Genomic DNA, 14171 nt, shown 5'->3' on the forward strand with positions numbered 1-14171 from the left:
GCGATCCCCATGACCCACAGCGCACCACCCACCATCCACCCGGCCGCCTCGGTGGCCCACCCCGGAAGGTCACCACCATCACCCCGCAGACCAGTCCCGCTGACCGGCGCGCCGCCCTCGACCGCGCGGCGCGCCTGCGTCAGCTCCCCGAAGCAGACCGCGACGCCATCCGCCTCGCACAAGACCCCAAGTTCGCCCGCTGGCTGGAGCAGATCACCGCAACCGGCGGCTGCTCCCACCCCGTCCACCTCTCCGGCTCCACCACCACCCTCGACGGTGCAACCGGCGAGATCCTCCACCACTACGACACCCGCACCGAGCCCGGTGAACGCCTCCTCGTCCGCTGCCGCAACCGGCGCGCAACCGTCTGCCCGGCCTGCTCCCGACTCCACGCCGGAGACACCTACCACCTCGTCCGCGCCGGCCTCCTCGGCGGCAAGAACGTCCCCGCCACCGTCCGTCACCGCCCCCGGCTCTTCGTCACCCTCACCGCCCCGTCCTTCGGCCCGGTCCACCGGTCCGGGGAGCTATGCCGCCCCCGCCGCGACGGCGCAACCTGCGAACACAGCCGTCCCCTCGGCTGCGGCGCCGTCCACGCCCCGGATGCACCGACTGTCGGGCAACCGCTCTGCCCCGACTGCTACGACTACACCGCCCACGTGCTGTGGCACGCACACGCATCCAAGCTATGGGACCGGTTCGTCATCGACGTTCGGCGGCGCCTCGCCTCCGCCGTCGGCCTCGTACAGTCCCACTTCGCCCAACACGCCCGGCTGTCCTTCGCCCGTGTCGCCGAGTACCAGAAACGCGCGGCCGTCCACGTGCACGCCGTCGTCCGCCTCGATGGCCCGAACGGACCCGCCGACGAACCCCCGGCCTGGAGCACCCCAGACCTGCTCATCGACGCCGTGCGCACCTCCGCCCGGCGCGTCCTGGTCCGCACCCCCTACAGCCCGGCCGTGGGCGAGCTGACTTTGCACTGGGGCGCCCAGGTCGACGCCCGCCCCCTGCGCACCGATGGCGACGGACCCGACGATGACGCAGTCGCCGCATACGTGGCCAAGTACGTCACGAAAGGCGCCAGCGAGACAGGCGCCGGCCTCGACCACGCGCTCTCGACCTTGGGCGACATCGAGTCGGCACCGGCCAGCGAACACGTTCGGATCCTCATGCGCACCTGCTGGCGTCTTGGCGGCCTTCCCGAGTACGCCCACCTCCGCCTCCGGGACTGGACCCACACGCTCGGCTACCGGGGCCACATCCTGACCAAGTCCCGTGCTTACTCAACGACGTACGCGGCACTCCGCGCCGAACGCGCCCACCACATGGGCCACGCGGACCTGCCCGACATGGTCACCGAGCGGCACTGGCTCTACGTCGGCTCGGGCCACACCCCCGGCGCTGCCCTCATCGCGGCCGGAATCGCCGAGGACCTTGCGGAGTCCCGATGGCTCGGCCTGGAAGCAAGGCAAGAGGGGGAGTGGTGTCGATAACTGCCCTGCCTGAACGGGAACTTCAGCAGCCTGGACGCTCGTCGCTGCCCCGGACGTCCAACGACAGGACCATGAGCCTGATTGAGAGCGAGATCGTGATCATTGACGATGACGGCACTGAAGAGCCGTTTGACCCTGTGTCTTGGTTCTCGTGAAAGGGGAAGCCGCCTCCCCGTGTGCCTCGGGAAGGCGGCTGCACTCGTACGTCGCCTGTGCTGTGTCAGAAGGCTTCTGCGAAGTCGTCCTCTCGGATCACGAGCCGCTCGCGTACGTCCCTCGGGATCAGCAGGCGGAGGTGCACCTTCGGCGCTCGCACCTTCGGCACCTTCGTGCGGGTGACCTCGCACCGGACGCCGACTCGGTACAGGTCTGCGGCCATGGCTTCCATGCCGCCTTCCTGCCAGTGCTCGCGGAAGGTCTTACCGCCGTGAACGTTGACCCAACGGTCCTTCGCCGTCTCGGGGTCGATGGCTTCCAACTCCCCGATGAGTTTGTCGAGCGTCGCCTCTGCTTGCTCCTTCGTGAATCGGGTCTTCGTGTACCGGCCCCCTGGTTCGAGCTCCTTCATATAGAGAGCGATGGACTCCTGAAGGCGCTTGATCTCCCGCCGTACCTCGGCACCCTCGGCGTACTGGCGAACCTGCACCGGGAAGTCGCCGAGGACCTTGAGCACGTCCTCCACGAGACGCCCGTAGACCTGGTCAGGGTTGGGTGCGCCGAGTCCGCCGCTCTTGCAGTTGCGGCACCGAAGGTAGTGGTAGATCCCGAACTTGTTGTTCGTGATCTTTACGGTCATGTTCGTCTTGCAGTCGGCGCACAAGAGCACGCCGAGGAACTGAGTCGCTCCGCCGACACGGCGCGGTGGCTGGTTCTTCTTGCGCTTGTCGAGAGCGGCGCCGAGGGTCTCGAACTCCTCTTCTGTGAAGATCGGGGGAGCAACCTTGATCGGCCTGCCGTCCTTGCCGAGGATCGCTTTCGAGCGCCGTTGCCCTCCCTGTTTGTCCTCCTCTACTCGGTAGCCCAGAAGCGCAGGGTTACGGAGGCGGCGGTGGAGCGTTGCCACGGTGAGCCCCTGGCTCATGAGCCCGGACCGCTTCAGGCAGCGCACCATGAACCGCGCGGAGCGTCCTCGGAGTGCCATGCGTCGAGCCCAGTGCAGTGCCTTGTGGGCATCGGGGTCTATGACGAGGACGGGCTTCCCCGAGTGGTCCTCACCCGTAACGTAGCCGTACGTCGGCTTGCCGATGATCCATTCTTCCTGGGTCTTCGCGTAGTCCCACAGGCTGGTGACTCGAGTGGAAGTGTTGGCTGCTTCGATCTCGGCGATACCGCCAATGATCGTGACCATGATCTTCCCGGCGGTCGTTGTGAGATCAAGGCTGTCGTTCTTCGAGACGAGGTTCTTCCCGCGTTTCAGGCTCCACTCGATCATCGTCGAGAGATCAGAGAGGCGGCGCACGAAGCGGTCGAGCTTCCAGAACAAGAGCTCATCGAACTCTGGGGAGCGGTTGTTCAACCAGTCCCCGAGTTCCTTCCTCTTCCATGGCGGAACCTTCGTTGCCGACACGTTCAGGTCTGAAGCGACGCCGACGACACGACAGCCTCGCTCCCTTGCCAGGATGCGGAGGTCTAGCTCCTGCCGCACCGGCGACGTGGTTTCGTCCGTCAGTACAGACAGGCGGACGGATAAGAGAGCCCGAGGAGCGTCCTCGGGCAGTAGGGCCTCAGCTGCCTTCAGGTCCTCCAGAAGTGCGAGATCTGCGTCAGTCCACTCGGCCTTCACTGAGTACTGCCTCTGGTCGGCTGCTGTGCGCTTCCGTGTACGTGTCCCCATGTCTGCGACCGTAGAGCTGGTTTTGACCGTGTGTCCATACGCCCGCAGATGGACACCGCCATACAAATCGGCCCGACCGGCAAGAAGTTGCTTCCTCTGACGGTCAAGAACGCTGGTCCGACGCCAGCTGCGAGTGGTCACGCGCACTGACGTGAGCGAGGCGCTCGATCGGGTGATGGACGCGCTGGCGGGGGTGAGCGAGGAGGAGGTGGCGGCTGCGCTGGCTGCGGCCGGCGCTTCGGTCCCTCGCTCGTCGGCGCCGTTGGCGCCCTCCCGTACTCCGCTGCCGAGCCCAAGGAGCGCCTCGCGGATGGTCTTGGAGGTGGAGTGGGTTTGAGGTCCGTACCAGCTTGTGCGTGACTGCGTGGCTCCGCGAACCTCCGCCGAGCTGCCCGGCAACAGCGCGTAGGAGGTCTCGTTGGCGGGTTGCTGAAGCTGGCCAAGCTCGGCAAGGTTGAGGAGCCAAGCAGAAGATCGGATACCGGCCGCCGTCGTGGAGAATTCGCAGGCGGTCATCCTCGCAGTCGGCGATGGCACCGGGGCGGTCCCTCGAACGTGACCCGCATGCCGCCCTGCACGGTCAGTCCGTAGCTGGTGCGGATGCGCTCGTTTGAGGGGCCGGCTGGAATCCCACTCGATCCGTTGGGCCGTCTGGGTGCCTGGTGTGGAAATGATGGCCGCTCGTTGAAACCGACCACTCCCTGCTCGGGGGTGACCTGCTCAGTCGATCTCCTCACCCATACGGCACCTGACCTGTGAGCGGACGCCACAGTCGCAGTCCGGCTGGCCAGTGGTTGGAGAAGCTGCCTCGCATGCCATGCCCGGCGGGCACGTAGCGCCTTTGGCTGCTTCGATGGCGGAAGTGCGAAGGGAGACGCTGGTGTCTGTGGCCCGGTCGTTGTCGCCTGAGAGCGTGACCGAGCTGACCCGGGCGCTGGACCTGAGCGGGGTGTTCGCCAACGGCACGCTCGGCGGGGTGCTGGCCCGGGCCAGTCGTCTGGATCTGTTCGGCTTCCTGGTCATCGGCATCGTCTCCGGCCTGGGCGGTGGAATCCTCCGCGACACCCTGTTGCAGCACGGCACGCCCGTGGCCTTAACCGACTACACCTATCTCACGGTCGCCACTGCCGGTACCCTGCTGGCTTTCGTAGCCGATCTGAGCCGCCACACGTCCGGTTGGGCCTTCAACCTCCTGGATGCCTCGGCGCTGAGCGTCTGGGCGGTCGCCGGGGCGCAGAAGACGCTCGCTGTCGGCCTGGGCTGGCTGCCAGCCGTGCTGCTGGGGACCATCACAGCGGTGGGCGGCGGGGCGATCCGGGACCTGCTGCTCGCGCGGACCCCTTCCGTCTTCGGCGGCACGCCGTTGTACGCGACCGTCGCGATCGTGGTGAGCGCGGTGATGGTGGTGTGCAGCCGGTTCGGCGCACCCACCGTAGGCGTCCTGGCCGGAATCACGGTTGGCGTCTCGCTGCGGCTGGCCGCGTTCCACTGGGCGGTTGGGGCTGCAGCGGGATCGGCGGAAGATCCGCCAGGACTTCAGGCGTGCGACGCCGCGTTCGACCGGTGCCCGTGCCGCCGCCAGGGCCCGGTTGACGTTCTTCTCCGTGAGGGTGAGTTCTTGAAGGGGCCTGCGTTTGATGCCGGTGGCCCCTGGGTGACCACCGGCATCAAACGCTGTGCCGGCGCCGAAGAATGCGGGCGGGCCACGGTGGACGCACGCAGTCACTTAGACGGACCTGTCAGCACGCGCTCCGCTCCCGACTGTGGTTTCGTTCCTTGCACAACTCCCCGCCCGTCCGAGCGGGCGATACGAACGAACGTAATACGCGCATTGAATCGAGGAAAAGATGACGACGTACCGGGTCGGCTACTTCGTGGGAAGTCTGGCGACTCACTCCATCAATCGGACGCTCTCGAAGGCTCTGATTCGGCTGGCCCCGGCTGATTTGGAATTCTTTGAGATTCCGATCAAAGATCTTCCCCTCTATAGTTACGACTACGACAGCGACTATCCTGCCGAGGGTAAGGCGCTCAAGGATGCCATCGCCTCCGCAGACGCCCTCCTATTTGTGACCCCCGAGTACAACCGATCGATTCCGGGCGCCCTCAAAAACGCCATCGACTGGGCCAGTCGCCCCTGGGGGAGCAACTCATTCGCGCACAAACCCTCCGCTGTGATCGGAGCGTCGCCGGGTGCCCTCGGCACTGCCCTCGCCCAGCAGAGTCTGCGCGGTGTCCTAAGCTTCTGCGACTCGCCGCAAATGAATGCACCGGAGGCCTATGTCAGATTCAAGCCCGATGTTTTCACCAGCAACGGTGAAGTCGTCGACGAGCATACGGAACGTTTCCTCCGAGATTTCATGGAGGAATTCCGGGATCACGTTGTCCGGGTTCTTACGGTGCTCCCGCGAAAACCCTGAGGCTTGTAGATTTGTATTCGTTACGATCAGTAAGAGGCAACACGAAAGGTTCATGCGGGTCGGCCACGGATAAACGAAGAGCGCTTCTACCTGTATCCCATGAAACGTGTAGTAGTCGTTCTGGATAACGAAGAAAAAACTATCGATTGAAGCCGTAAGGGACTACGACGCCTTTCGCGCCTTGCGCCCTGGTCTTCCCGGCGCCGGCAAAGGAGGCGGACATGGGGCATGCGGCCGCCGACCTGGACGATCTGACCGCCTTCCTGGCCCGCCTCACCGCCTTGCTGCTGCGTTCTTCCGCTGAGGGCGCTTACTCCATCGAGCGAGCTGTGGGCACCAGCGCTCAGGCCTTCGGAGGCCAGGCGTCCGTAGTCCTCGTGCCCGAAGCGGCCGTGCTCTCGATCGTCGCGGCCGACGGCCGGATGCGCACCGTCTGTGTGCACGGCTTCCCGGAGGTGTTCCGGCTCGATCAAGCCGCGGCACTCAAGCCCTTCCTGGCCGACGTAAAGACGGGCCAGCTCGGGGTAGCCGAGGCCAACCGCAGGCTGGCACGCATCGAAGCCGCACCGCCGCCGTACCCCTGGTGGCTTAAGTTCCTCGGCGTCCTGCTGTTCTCCCTGGGCTTCGCCCCGCTGGTCCAGCCCACCTGGTACGAGATCACCACCACAGCCGTCCTGGGCGCGATCGCCGCGGCACTCGTGGTCGCCGCCGTTCATGCGCCGCGACTGTCCAAAATTCTCCCCCTGGTGGTCTCGGCCGTCGTCTCCGTCGTCACCATCGAAGCGTTTGCCGGCGATCCGGCACACGGCGGCCCGGTCCTGTTGATGCTCCCGGCGCTGTTCTATTTCGTTCCGGGTGACTTCCTGAGCGCATCGACCACCGAGCTGGCTGTCGGCCTCATCACCACCGGCGCGATCCGGCTCGTCTACTCCATATTCCTGCTCGTTCAGCTCTACCTTGGCGTCCTGATGGGCATATTCGTCACCGGTACCCCCCTCAACGCCCTCTTCGACACCGCCGCCAGAGCCGACCTACCCAAGTGGGCACTGATCCTGGGCGGGATCGCCTTCACCGCTGGCACGGTCCTGGCCTTCGCAATTCCCCACCGCTTCTTCGGGACTCTCCTCGTGCTGGTTTACGCCACCGTCGGGGTGCAGTCACTGTTCACCAAGCTGATCCGGGAGACCGGGGGCACATTCGTCGCTGCCGTGGTGCTGGCCGCCGCAGCCAATCTGCTGGACCGCAACCCCGCCTGCCCACCTCGATTGATCCTCATCCTTCCTGGCTTCTTCGCCCTCACCGTCGGCTCGCTGGGCCTGCGCGGCCTGACCACCCTGGCCGGGGGCTATGTCATCGAAGGCTTCCAGGACCTGCAGAAACTCATCACGATCGTCACCGCTATCGCCATCGGACTGGTCGTCGGCATGGCACTCACGCATTCCCGCACCACAACGCGGCCCACACCTCCCCATGCCTCCTCGACGTCCCAGCGATCGCCCTGACCAGGTTTCGCCGCACCGCCCACGGCAACTCATGGCTAGACCGTGGACAGTGGCGCCTGCGTCCTGGCCAGCCGTGCGACCGTTTCACCGGTCGTCGTCGGCACCGACTCGACCGCGAAAATCGACGGTGGCCGGCCCGGGGCGCCGGAACCTCCACGACCTCAAGTGCTCTGCATACCGTCTCCGAGGTGGAGTGGGTCTGAGGGTGGTTCCAAGTCTCTGCGCGTCTGCACGGCCCCGAGCCCCCTCTCAAGCTGATGGAAGGGGGCTCGTTGGTGTGCGGTGGCGTGTGAGTGCGCGGGCCTGGCACTGTGGAGGCCTTCAACGCGGCTGAGCTGCAACCTCCTCTGCCTCGTCAAAGTGGCTCGTTGCGCTCCTCACGCGCGGCCTGGCCCCCGTCCGGCCTGCGACTGTCCTCCGCCCTACTCCAACCCGGCCGGCCCCCGTGCCGTGCGCACAGCAATGGGGGGCGCTGGTGCCCACGACCCCGTACTCCTGGTGAGTTGCACCGGCAGTGGATCTGCGCGACGAGGGATGTCGGGAATAGCCTGGAAAAAGGGACTTCGGGGTGAGATGGACCCTCCTGAGGTATCCAAATCGTCGAGGGGGACGCGAAACAGGGAGGAAGAATGCCCTGGAATCTGAGCGGCACGTACCTGGAGAGCTGCAACTGCGACGTGGTGTGCCCCTGCACCACCTCGGGCCTCACCGCTCCGGCCGACCACGAGCGCTGCCAGGTGACCTTCGCGTTCCACGTGGACAGCGGGACCGTGGACGGCGTGGACGTCTCCGACCGCAGCGTCGCCGTCTTCATCGACGCACCCCGGGTGATGGCCGAGGGCAGCTGGCAGGTCGCGCTCTACGTCGATGTTTCGGCCGACGACAGTCAGGCGGAGGCGCTGGGCAAGGTCTTCTCCGGCCAGGCCGGTGGGCCGATGGCGGCGCTCACTCCGCTCATCGGCGAGGCTCTCGGCGTGGAGCGCGTCCCCATCGACTACCGCGACGACGGCCGCCGCCACGCTGCGCGGGTGGGCGACGCCATCGACATCGAGATCGAGGACCAGGTCGCCCCGCAGTTCGGCGAGGACGGTCCGGTGATGGGCCTGACCGGCATGTTCCACCCTGCGAACAGCACGCTGACGATCGCCCGGTCCATCCGGGCGACGGGCGCCGGCGTGTACGGCCGGTCCTGGGACTTCACCGGCGGCAACGGACACTCAGCGCCCTTCATGTGGTCCGCATGACCGATGGACCGGTCACCGGCCGCCGCAGGGCGTGCCCTGCCGGGCTTCTGCTGGTCGCTGCGGCCATCGCCTGGAGCTGGGTGGTGACGCGCTGGGGCGGTATGCAGGCGACGACCGCCACCATGGGCCTGGGACTGACCGCTTTCCTGGTCGTGTGGACGCTGATGACGGCCGCGATGATGCTGCCCTCCACGGCGCCCGTCGCTGCGCTGTATGCACGCACCATCACCGTGCGCCGGTCGAGGCGCATGGTCGCTTTCACTGTTGCCTACCTGCTCGTCTGGGCCACGGCCGGGCTGCCGGCGTACGCGCTGGCCGTGGGCCTGGGCCGGGCGGCGACCCTCCCCGCCGCGGCAGGGACCGCAGTGGCCGCGGCCGTGTTCGCGGTCAGTGGCGTCTACCAGCTCACGCCCCTCAAAGACCGCTGTCTGGCGAGGTGCCGCTCGCCGATCGGGCTGATGCTTCGCTACGCCTCGTACCCAGGGCCCTCTCGCGACCTGCGTGCCGGAGCCCACCACGGTGCCTTCTGCCTGGGCTGCTGCTGGCCGCTCATGCTGCTCTTGACGGCGTTCGGTCTGATGAACCTGTGGGCCATGGTGGTACTGGCCGTCGTGATCACCGCTGAGAAGCTCGCTCCGGCCGGCCGCCTGGTGGCCCGTGCCGTGGGTGTCGCCTCGATCGCTCTGGCCGTCGCCGTGTTCTGGGTCCCGGCCCTGGCTCCGGGTCTCACCGATGGCGGTGTGATCGGCATGTGACGAATGCCGCGCCCGTGGCGGGGGTTCGCCGCCGTTGGGGCGAAGTAGACGTTGACCAGCCGGTGTGTAGGTCCGGGCGCGTCCTGAAGCATGCGATGGCATCGTTGGCGTCTTCCGCCGCGGCGTGTGCTTGCGTGCAGAACTGCGCCAGCTCCCGCAGGGCTGAGCGTTGCTCGACCGCAGCGAGGCCGGCGAACCACTCGACGCCTTGCGCCATGGGACGACTCCCTGCGCAAGCTCGCTCAGCACAGCTCTAGATCTCGCACGGACTGGGTCGTGGAGAGGCCTCGCGGATCGTCTCCGAGGTGGAGTGGGTCCAAGCGCGCGAGTTGTGCCGGTCGAGTCCCTTCCCTGTCAGGGAGGGGGCCCGGTGCTGCTCAGCGGTTCGGGCTTGCGGCAGGTGTTGCCCAGTCCCCAGCCCCGACTAAAACTGACGGACGTTATATGACAGGCGGGTCGCTCCGCTCCCCGCACGCGGCCCGAAGCTCCGGCCGGGCCGCGGCGATAGCCAGCTCACCCAGTCCGAGCAGGATGAGCCGGTCTACGCGCAGCGCGCGAGGTGTCCTCTCCCTGATCCGTGCCGAGCCCAGCAGGGCGGCTCCGCCGATGTGACGCTCCTGCGTGGATTTCCATCCGCCCACCGCCCACACGTCACTTCATATTTGCGCAATCTGGAAACTGTGCCGTTATGCTGCCGCCGATTCGCGACAGAGGCTCGCTCGCCGCGGCGTCTGGAGGGAGGACGGAACGTGCGGAACGCGGGTACGGCGGCAGGCGCGCCCAGGACCGGGGTGCGGATCGGCCGGCTCGGACGGCATCCGGTGAGGTGGCACACCGCTCTGCTGACTGTGTGGACGGCCCTCTGGTTCGTCGTGGCCGATCGCCACGGCGCCGTGTCCTGGCACTATCTGAGAACCGGTGAGGAGCTGCTGTTCGGTGAGATTCCGGGCGGCGGCCTCGCACTGTACGCCAACCACCCCGAACTGCAGATCGGCCCGGTCAGTTTCGTGGTCGCCGGCCTGTTCACGCCGTTCCCCGAGGCCGTGGGCGAGAAGCTGGCGGACGCGTTCATGTCGGGCCTCGGGCTGTACATGCTGGTCCTGGTCGGTCGCACCGCCGCCGACCACTACCGGGGGACCGGACTGAACCACCGGCGCCTCCAGCAGCGCGTACTGGTCGCCGGGGCCGCCTTCATCCCCATGTGGGTGGAGGTCGCGGTGCGTTTCGCGCATCTCGACGACGTGCTGGCGCTGTTCTTCACCACCCTCGCCGTGCGCGCGCTGGTGCGCGGCAACGCCACCGCCGTCGGGGTCCTGCTGGCCCTGGCCGTTGATTCCAAGCCCTGGGCTGTGGGCTTCCTGCCGCTGCTGCTGGCGCTGCCCCGGCCAGTACGGCTGAGGGCGGGCGCCTGGGTGGTCGGGCTGGTGGCCGCCGCCTGGCTGCCGTTCTACTTGACCCATCTGGACACCTTCGCTGCGGCGCACTTCACCATCCCCAACCAGCCGGCCTCCGCCCTGCGCTGGTTCGGCGTGAACGACCCGGGCACCCCCTGGTGGGATCGCCCCGCGCAGATGACCCTCGGCATGGCCCTGGGCGCGCTCGCGGTGCGCAGGCACCGCTGGGCCGCCGTGGTGCTGCTGGCCGCCGATGCGCGGATCGTGCTGGACCCAAGCGTGTACACGTACTACAACGCCTCGGTCCTGCTCGGCACGCTGATCTGGGACTCGATCGGTCAGCGGCGGCTGGTGCCCTGGGTGAGCTGGATCGCCCTGATCTCCCTCTACGGCAGCACCCTGCTGATCCCCTCCGACTCCGCGCGGGGCCTGATCCGGCTGGCCTTCGCGGTCGGTTCCGCCCTGTACGTCCTGTGGTGGCCGCAGCGCACCCTCCGCAGCCGACGCGGGCCGACCGGTTCCGCCGGCCCGTCGGCCGAGCAGGATCCGGTCGCACGGGTTCCCGGCGCGGGGTCTGTCAGGCGGGTACTTCCGGGGCAGCGGCCCCGGCCGGACGGTCAGGCGCGGCCGGTCAGTTCGTCGGCGTACACCTGCGACAGCGGCTGAGGTTTCACGTACTGCCGGCAGTTGCACTGCCCCGCCTCGAAGCGCAGCGGCTTCTTGTGGGGGGCACATCACCGAGGCGCTCGGCTTCGCCATCGCGGTGGCCGAGTCCGACGCCAAAGCGATGGCCGAGGCCGAGGCTCAGGGCAGGAGCGGTTCCTGAACGGCTGCCGCCGCTGACGGCCGGTCAGCGGCGGCCCTTCCACCGGATCGAGTAAGCCCCCTCCCGAACGGGACGCTGTTGGTGAATCCGGGGCCCGCGTGACGACGGCCTGTGCGTCCCCGTTGGGGTTGTGCAGGCCGTCGTCGTGTTCGGGATGGGCTCGTCCAGTCGAACAACCGGGCCTGGACTGATTACGCCACATCAACTTCACTGACGGGTCGGGCGGTTATATGAGTCAGACCGTCAGTGCCGCGCGGGTCGAAAGAAGACGGTCGGAACCACCTGGGGGCTTTCGGCGGCGGGCGGCAGCAGGATCTGCGGGTATCGGCACAATTACCCGGGGACCAAGGCCTGCGCGACGATTCACAAGTGATCCGAGGCGCGGAGCGGGTGGTTCGGCCGCTCCGTTGTCGTGTGCGGTGAGTGGGGAGCCGGGGTCCGGCTCCTGCGGCTTCCTGACGAGTGATGTGTACACCTCGTGGATCCGGCGGGGGTGCCGCTGCGTCCTCTCCGGTATGGATCTGGAGAAGCGGGGGACCGGGGAGCGGCCGCCCGAGGGGTGCCTCGTGGTGGCGGTCCGCATGCCTGTGCGGATCGTCGTGCTGGTTCTGGTCGTGCCGGTGCGCGTGGCGTGGGACGCGCTCGTCGTCGGCGGGCGGTTCCTGCGCGACACCGTGCTGCGACCGCTCGGCCGGGCGCTGACGTGGCTCGGGCGCGTACTGGTCGTCGTACCACTCGTATGGGCGTACCGGTGGCTGCTGACGCCGATCGGGCGCGCGCTCGTGTGGTTCGCGCGGAGAGCCGGGGACCTGCTGGCGTGGGTGTACGCGCGCGTGCTCACGCCGATCGGGCACGCGGCGGAGTGGCTGCTCAGGAGGCTCGGCCTCGTGCTCGCCGCCGTGGGAGCGGCAGTGCTCGCGGGCGCGGCCTGGCTCGTGCGGTGGCTCCTCGTGGCCCCCGCCACGTGGTGCTGGACGTGGATCCTCACACCGGTCGGCCGTGCGCTCGTCTGGTGTGGGAGGGGGCTGTGGCGGGTCCTCACGGCGGTGGCCGCCGGGGTCGGTGTGGCTTTGTGCTGGACCTGCCGTGTCCTGTTCGTCCTGCCCGCGCTCGCGGTGTGGCGATGGGTGCTCACGCCGGTCGGCCGTGCGCTCGTCTGGTGTGGGAGGGGGCTGTGGCGGTGGGTGCTCGTCCCCGTCGGTCGCGCTCTGGCCGTCGTCGGGCGGGAGGTGGCGGACGCCCTCGGGCACGCCTGGCGGGTGGCCGGGCGGATCTCCCTCGCCGTCGGGCGGTTCCTGGGGACCGTTCTGCGGTGGCTCGTCGTGGAGCCGGTGCGCTGGGCGTACCGCCGGGTGCTCACGCCGGTCGGGCACGCCGTCCGGGAGGCCGTACTGCGCCCCGCGGCGCGGGCCGCGCGCCAGGTGGGCCGTGCCACCCGGCAGGCGTTCGCCGCGGCACGCGGCATCGCCCGGCAGACCGGCACCGACCTGCGCCGGGCGCTCCTCGGGGAACCCCGGCCGGTGGCCCGTCGGGAACCTGTGGCGGCCGAGACGCGTACTCTAGAGACAAGGACCGGGCGCGAAGTCTCCCCGCCGACGCGGGGGTGATCCGGACGGGACGGCACCGGGAAGGTGTCGCCCGGACGCTCTCCGCCGACGCGGGGTGGCGCCACGGACCGTCCGCCGTACACGAGGAGAAGTTCCACTGGGCAAGCGACAGCCCGAAGGCCCGCCGCCCGCACCTGCGGTGCAGCGCATCCGACTGCGCTACACCAAGCGTGGCCGCCTCCGGTTCACCAGCCACCGTGACTTCCAGCGCGCCTTCGAGCGTGCGCTGCGCCGTGCCGAGGTGCCGATGGCGTACTCGGCGGGGTTCACGCCGCACCCGAAGGTCTCCTACGCCAATGCCGCACCCACCGGCACGGGCAGTGAGGCGGAGTACCTGGAGATCGCGCTCACCGCGCCCCGTGACCCGGAGCGTCTGCGTGAGCTTCTCGACGAGTCGTTGCCCTCCGGGCTGGACGTCGTCGAGGCGGTCGAGGCCCGTACGGCGGGGCTCGCCGACCGGCTGGCCGCTTCCGTGTGGGAGCTGCGGCTGGACGGCGTCGACCCGGCCCAGGCCGAACGAGCGGTCGCGGCCTTCAAGGAGGCCGAGACCGTGGAAGTGCAGCGCCTGACCAAGAACGGCGTGCGCACCTTCGATGCCAGGTCCGCGGTGGTGGACCTGGAGAGTGTTCAAACGCATGGTTCGGCGGCCGATGGGCCGACCGACCAGCCTTGTGCGATACTGCGGCTGGTTGTTCGGCACGTGACGCCTGCCGTACGACCCGACGACGTCCTGTCCGGTCTCCGCGCCGTGGCCGACCTGGCGCCGCCGGTCCCCGCAGCGGTGACCAGGCTGGCGCAGGGGCTGCTCGATGAAGAGACCGGCACGGTGACCGACCCGCTCGCGCCCGACCGCGAGGCAGACCCGGCCGCCCCGGCCGATTCAGTGGGGGCCGCCGTCCCTGCCGCCGCGAAGGCGCCTGCGTAGGGACGGTTCCGCACCGGGACGGACGTCGAAGCGCCGCCCTCGTACTTGGGAGCCACCTGGGTCGGGCAGCGCACCGACCAGAAGACTTTCGCCAGGCCGTACACGACAAGGCGTACGGAACCGGCGAGACAGGACACAGAGAGCTCCCGTGCGGCGCCCGCGCCCCGGACG

General features: G+C 68.4%; 10 protein-coding genes and 2 pseudogenes. 9 read left to right on the plus strand and 3 right to left on the minus strand.

The features are described from left to right. The first annotated feature begins 134 nt into the window (after positions 1-134). A complete protein-coding gene (locus ACFY4A_RS00620) occupies positions 135-1493 on the plus strand; it encodes a replication initiator (RefSeq protein WP_390827611.1) in 1359 nt (452 codons plus the stop codon). Between the two features lie 220 nt (positions 1494-1713). Here the strand turns inward: ACFY4A_RS00620 and ACFY4A_RS00625 are convergent, their stop codons facing one another. After that, entirely contained in the window at positions 1714-3276 is a 1563-nt protein-coding gene (locus ACFY4A_RS00625) for a recombinase family protein (RefSeq protein ID WP_390827612.1), read from the minus strand. Between the two features lie 904 nt (positions 3277-4180). On the opposite strand from ACFY4A_RS00625, the pseudogene ACFY4A_RS00630 reads away from it, so the two are divergent. After that, a pseudogene (locus ACFY4A_RS00630) lies at positions 4181-4681 on the plus strand (trimeric intracellular cation channel family protein); the annotation flags it as partial. Positions 4682-4819: 138 nt separating this feature from the next. Here the strand turns inward: ACFY4A_RS00630 and ACFY4A_RS00635 are convergent. Further along, positions 4820-4978: pseudogene (locus ACFY4A_RS00635) on the minus strand (transposase family protein); the annotation flags it as partial. Positions 4979-5174: 196 nt separating this feature from the next. On the opposite strand from ACFY4A_RS00635, the gene ACFY4A_RS00640 reads away from it, so the two are divergent. From ACFY4A_RS00640 to ACFY4A_RS00655, 4 genes are all read left to right on the plus strand, one after another. Further along, the gene (locus ACFY4A_RS00640) at positions 5175-5747 is read left to right on the plus strand and encodes an NADPH-dependent FMN reductase (protein WP_055703566.1); all 573 of its coding nucleotides are present in this window, start codon (positions 5175-5177) and stop codon (positions 5745-5747) included. A 221-nt stretch (positions 5748-5968) separates the two neighbouring features. Next, positions 5969-7249 (plus strand): threonine/serine exporter family protein, encoded by a 1281-nt coding sequence (locus ACFY4A_RS00645; RefSeq protein ID WP_390827224.1) that lies wholly within the window; start codon positions 5969-5971, stop codon positions 7247-7249. A gap of 629 nt (positions 7250-7878) precedes the next feature. Then, the gene (locus tag ACFY4A_RS00650) at positions 7879-8493 is read left to right on the plus strand and encodes a DUF1326 domain-containing protein (RefSeq protein ID WP_390827225.1); all 615 of its coding nucleotides are present in this window, start codon (positions 7879-7881) and stop codon (positions 8491-8493) included. Continuing rightward, complete coding sequence (locus ACFY4A_RS00655; protein ID WP_390827226.1) at positions 8490-9248, plus strand: DUF2182 domain-containing protein; 759 nt, start codon at positions 8490-8492, stop codon at positions 9246-9248. The genes ACFY4A_RS00650 and ACFY4A_RS00655 overlap by 4 nt, the downstream gene beginning before the upstream one ends. Here the strand turns inward: ACFY4A_RS00655 and ACFY4A_RS00660 are convergent. Next, positions 9220-9465, minus strand: a complete 246-nt coding sequence (locus ACFY4A_RS00660) for a DUF5958 family protein (RefSeq protein ID WP_390827227.1) — start codon at positions 9463-9465, stop codon at positions 9220-9222. The two genes, ACFY4A_RS00655 and ACFY4A_RS00660, sit on opposite strands and share 29 nt — an antisense overlap. Positions 9466-9997: 532 nt before the next feature. Between ACFY4A_RS00660 and ACFY4A_RS00665 the strand changes: the two genes are divergently transcribed. From ACFY4A_RS00665 to ACFY4A_RS00675, 3 genes are all read left to right on the plus strand, one after another. Continuing rightward, the gene (locus ACFY4A_RS00665) at positions 9998-11308 is read left to right on the plus strand and encodes a hypothetical protein (RefSeq protein WP_390827228.1); all 1311 of its coding nucleotides are present in this window, start codon (positions 9998-10000) and stop codon (positions 11306-11308) included. A 675-nt stretch (positions 11309-11983) separates the two neighbouring features. Beyond that, on the plus strand, positions 11984-13075 hold the full coding sequence (locus ACFY4A_RS00670) for a hypothetical protein (protein ID WP_390827229.1): 1092 nt from the start codon (positions 11984-11986) through the stop codon (positions 13073-13075). Positions 13076-13214: 139 nt separating this feature from the next. Further along, positions 13215-14000: a TIGR03936 family radical SAM-associated protein gene (locus ACFY4A_RS00675; RefSeq protein ID WP_390827230.1), complete on the plus strand. Its 786-nt coding sequence runs from the start codon at positions 13215-13217 to the stop codon at positions 13998-14000. Positions 14001-14171: the final 171 nt, after the last annotated feature.

Source organism: Streptomyces sp. NPDC001292, from assembly GCF_042896465.1.
Classification (GTDB): Bacteria; Actinomycetota; Actinomycetes; order Streptomycetales; family Streptomycetaceae; genus Streptomyces.

Coding starts and splice junctions, on each gene's coding strand:
- ACFY4A_RS00640 (WP_055703566.1), top strand. CDS start 5,175: ATGACGACGTACCGGGTCGGCTACTTCGTGGGAAGTCTGGCGACTCAC.
- ACFY4A_RS00645 (WP_390827224.1), top strand. CDS start 5,969: ATGGGGCATGCGGCCGCCGACCTGGACGATCTGACCGCCTTCCTGGCC.
- ACFY4A_RS00650 (WP_390827225.1), top strand. CDS start 7,879: ATGCCCTGGAATCTGAGCGGCACGTACCTGGAGAGCTGCAACTGCGAC.
- ACFY4A_RS00655 (WP_390827226.1), top strand. CDS start 8,490: ATGACCGATGGACCGGTCACCGGCCGCCGCAGGGCGTGCCCTGCCGGG.
- ACFY4A_RS00660 (WP_390827227.1), bottom strand. CDS start 9,465: ATGGCGCAAGGCGTCGAGTGGTTCGCCGGCCTCGCTGCGGTCGAGCAA.
- ACFY4A_RS00670 (WP_390827229.1), top strand. CDS start 11,984: ATGGATCTGGAGAAGCGGGGGACCGGGGAGCGGCCGCCCGAGGGGTGC.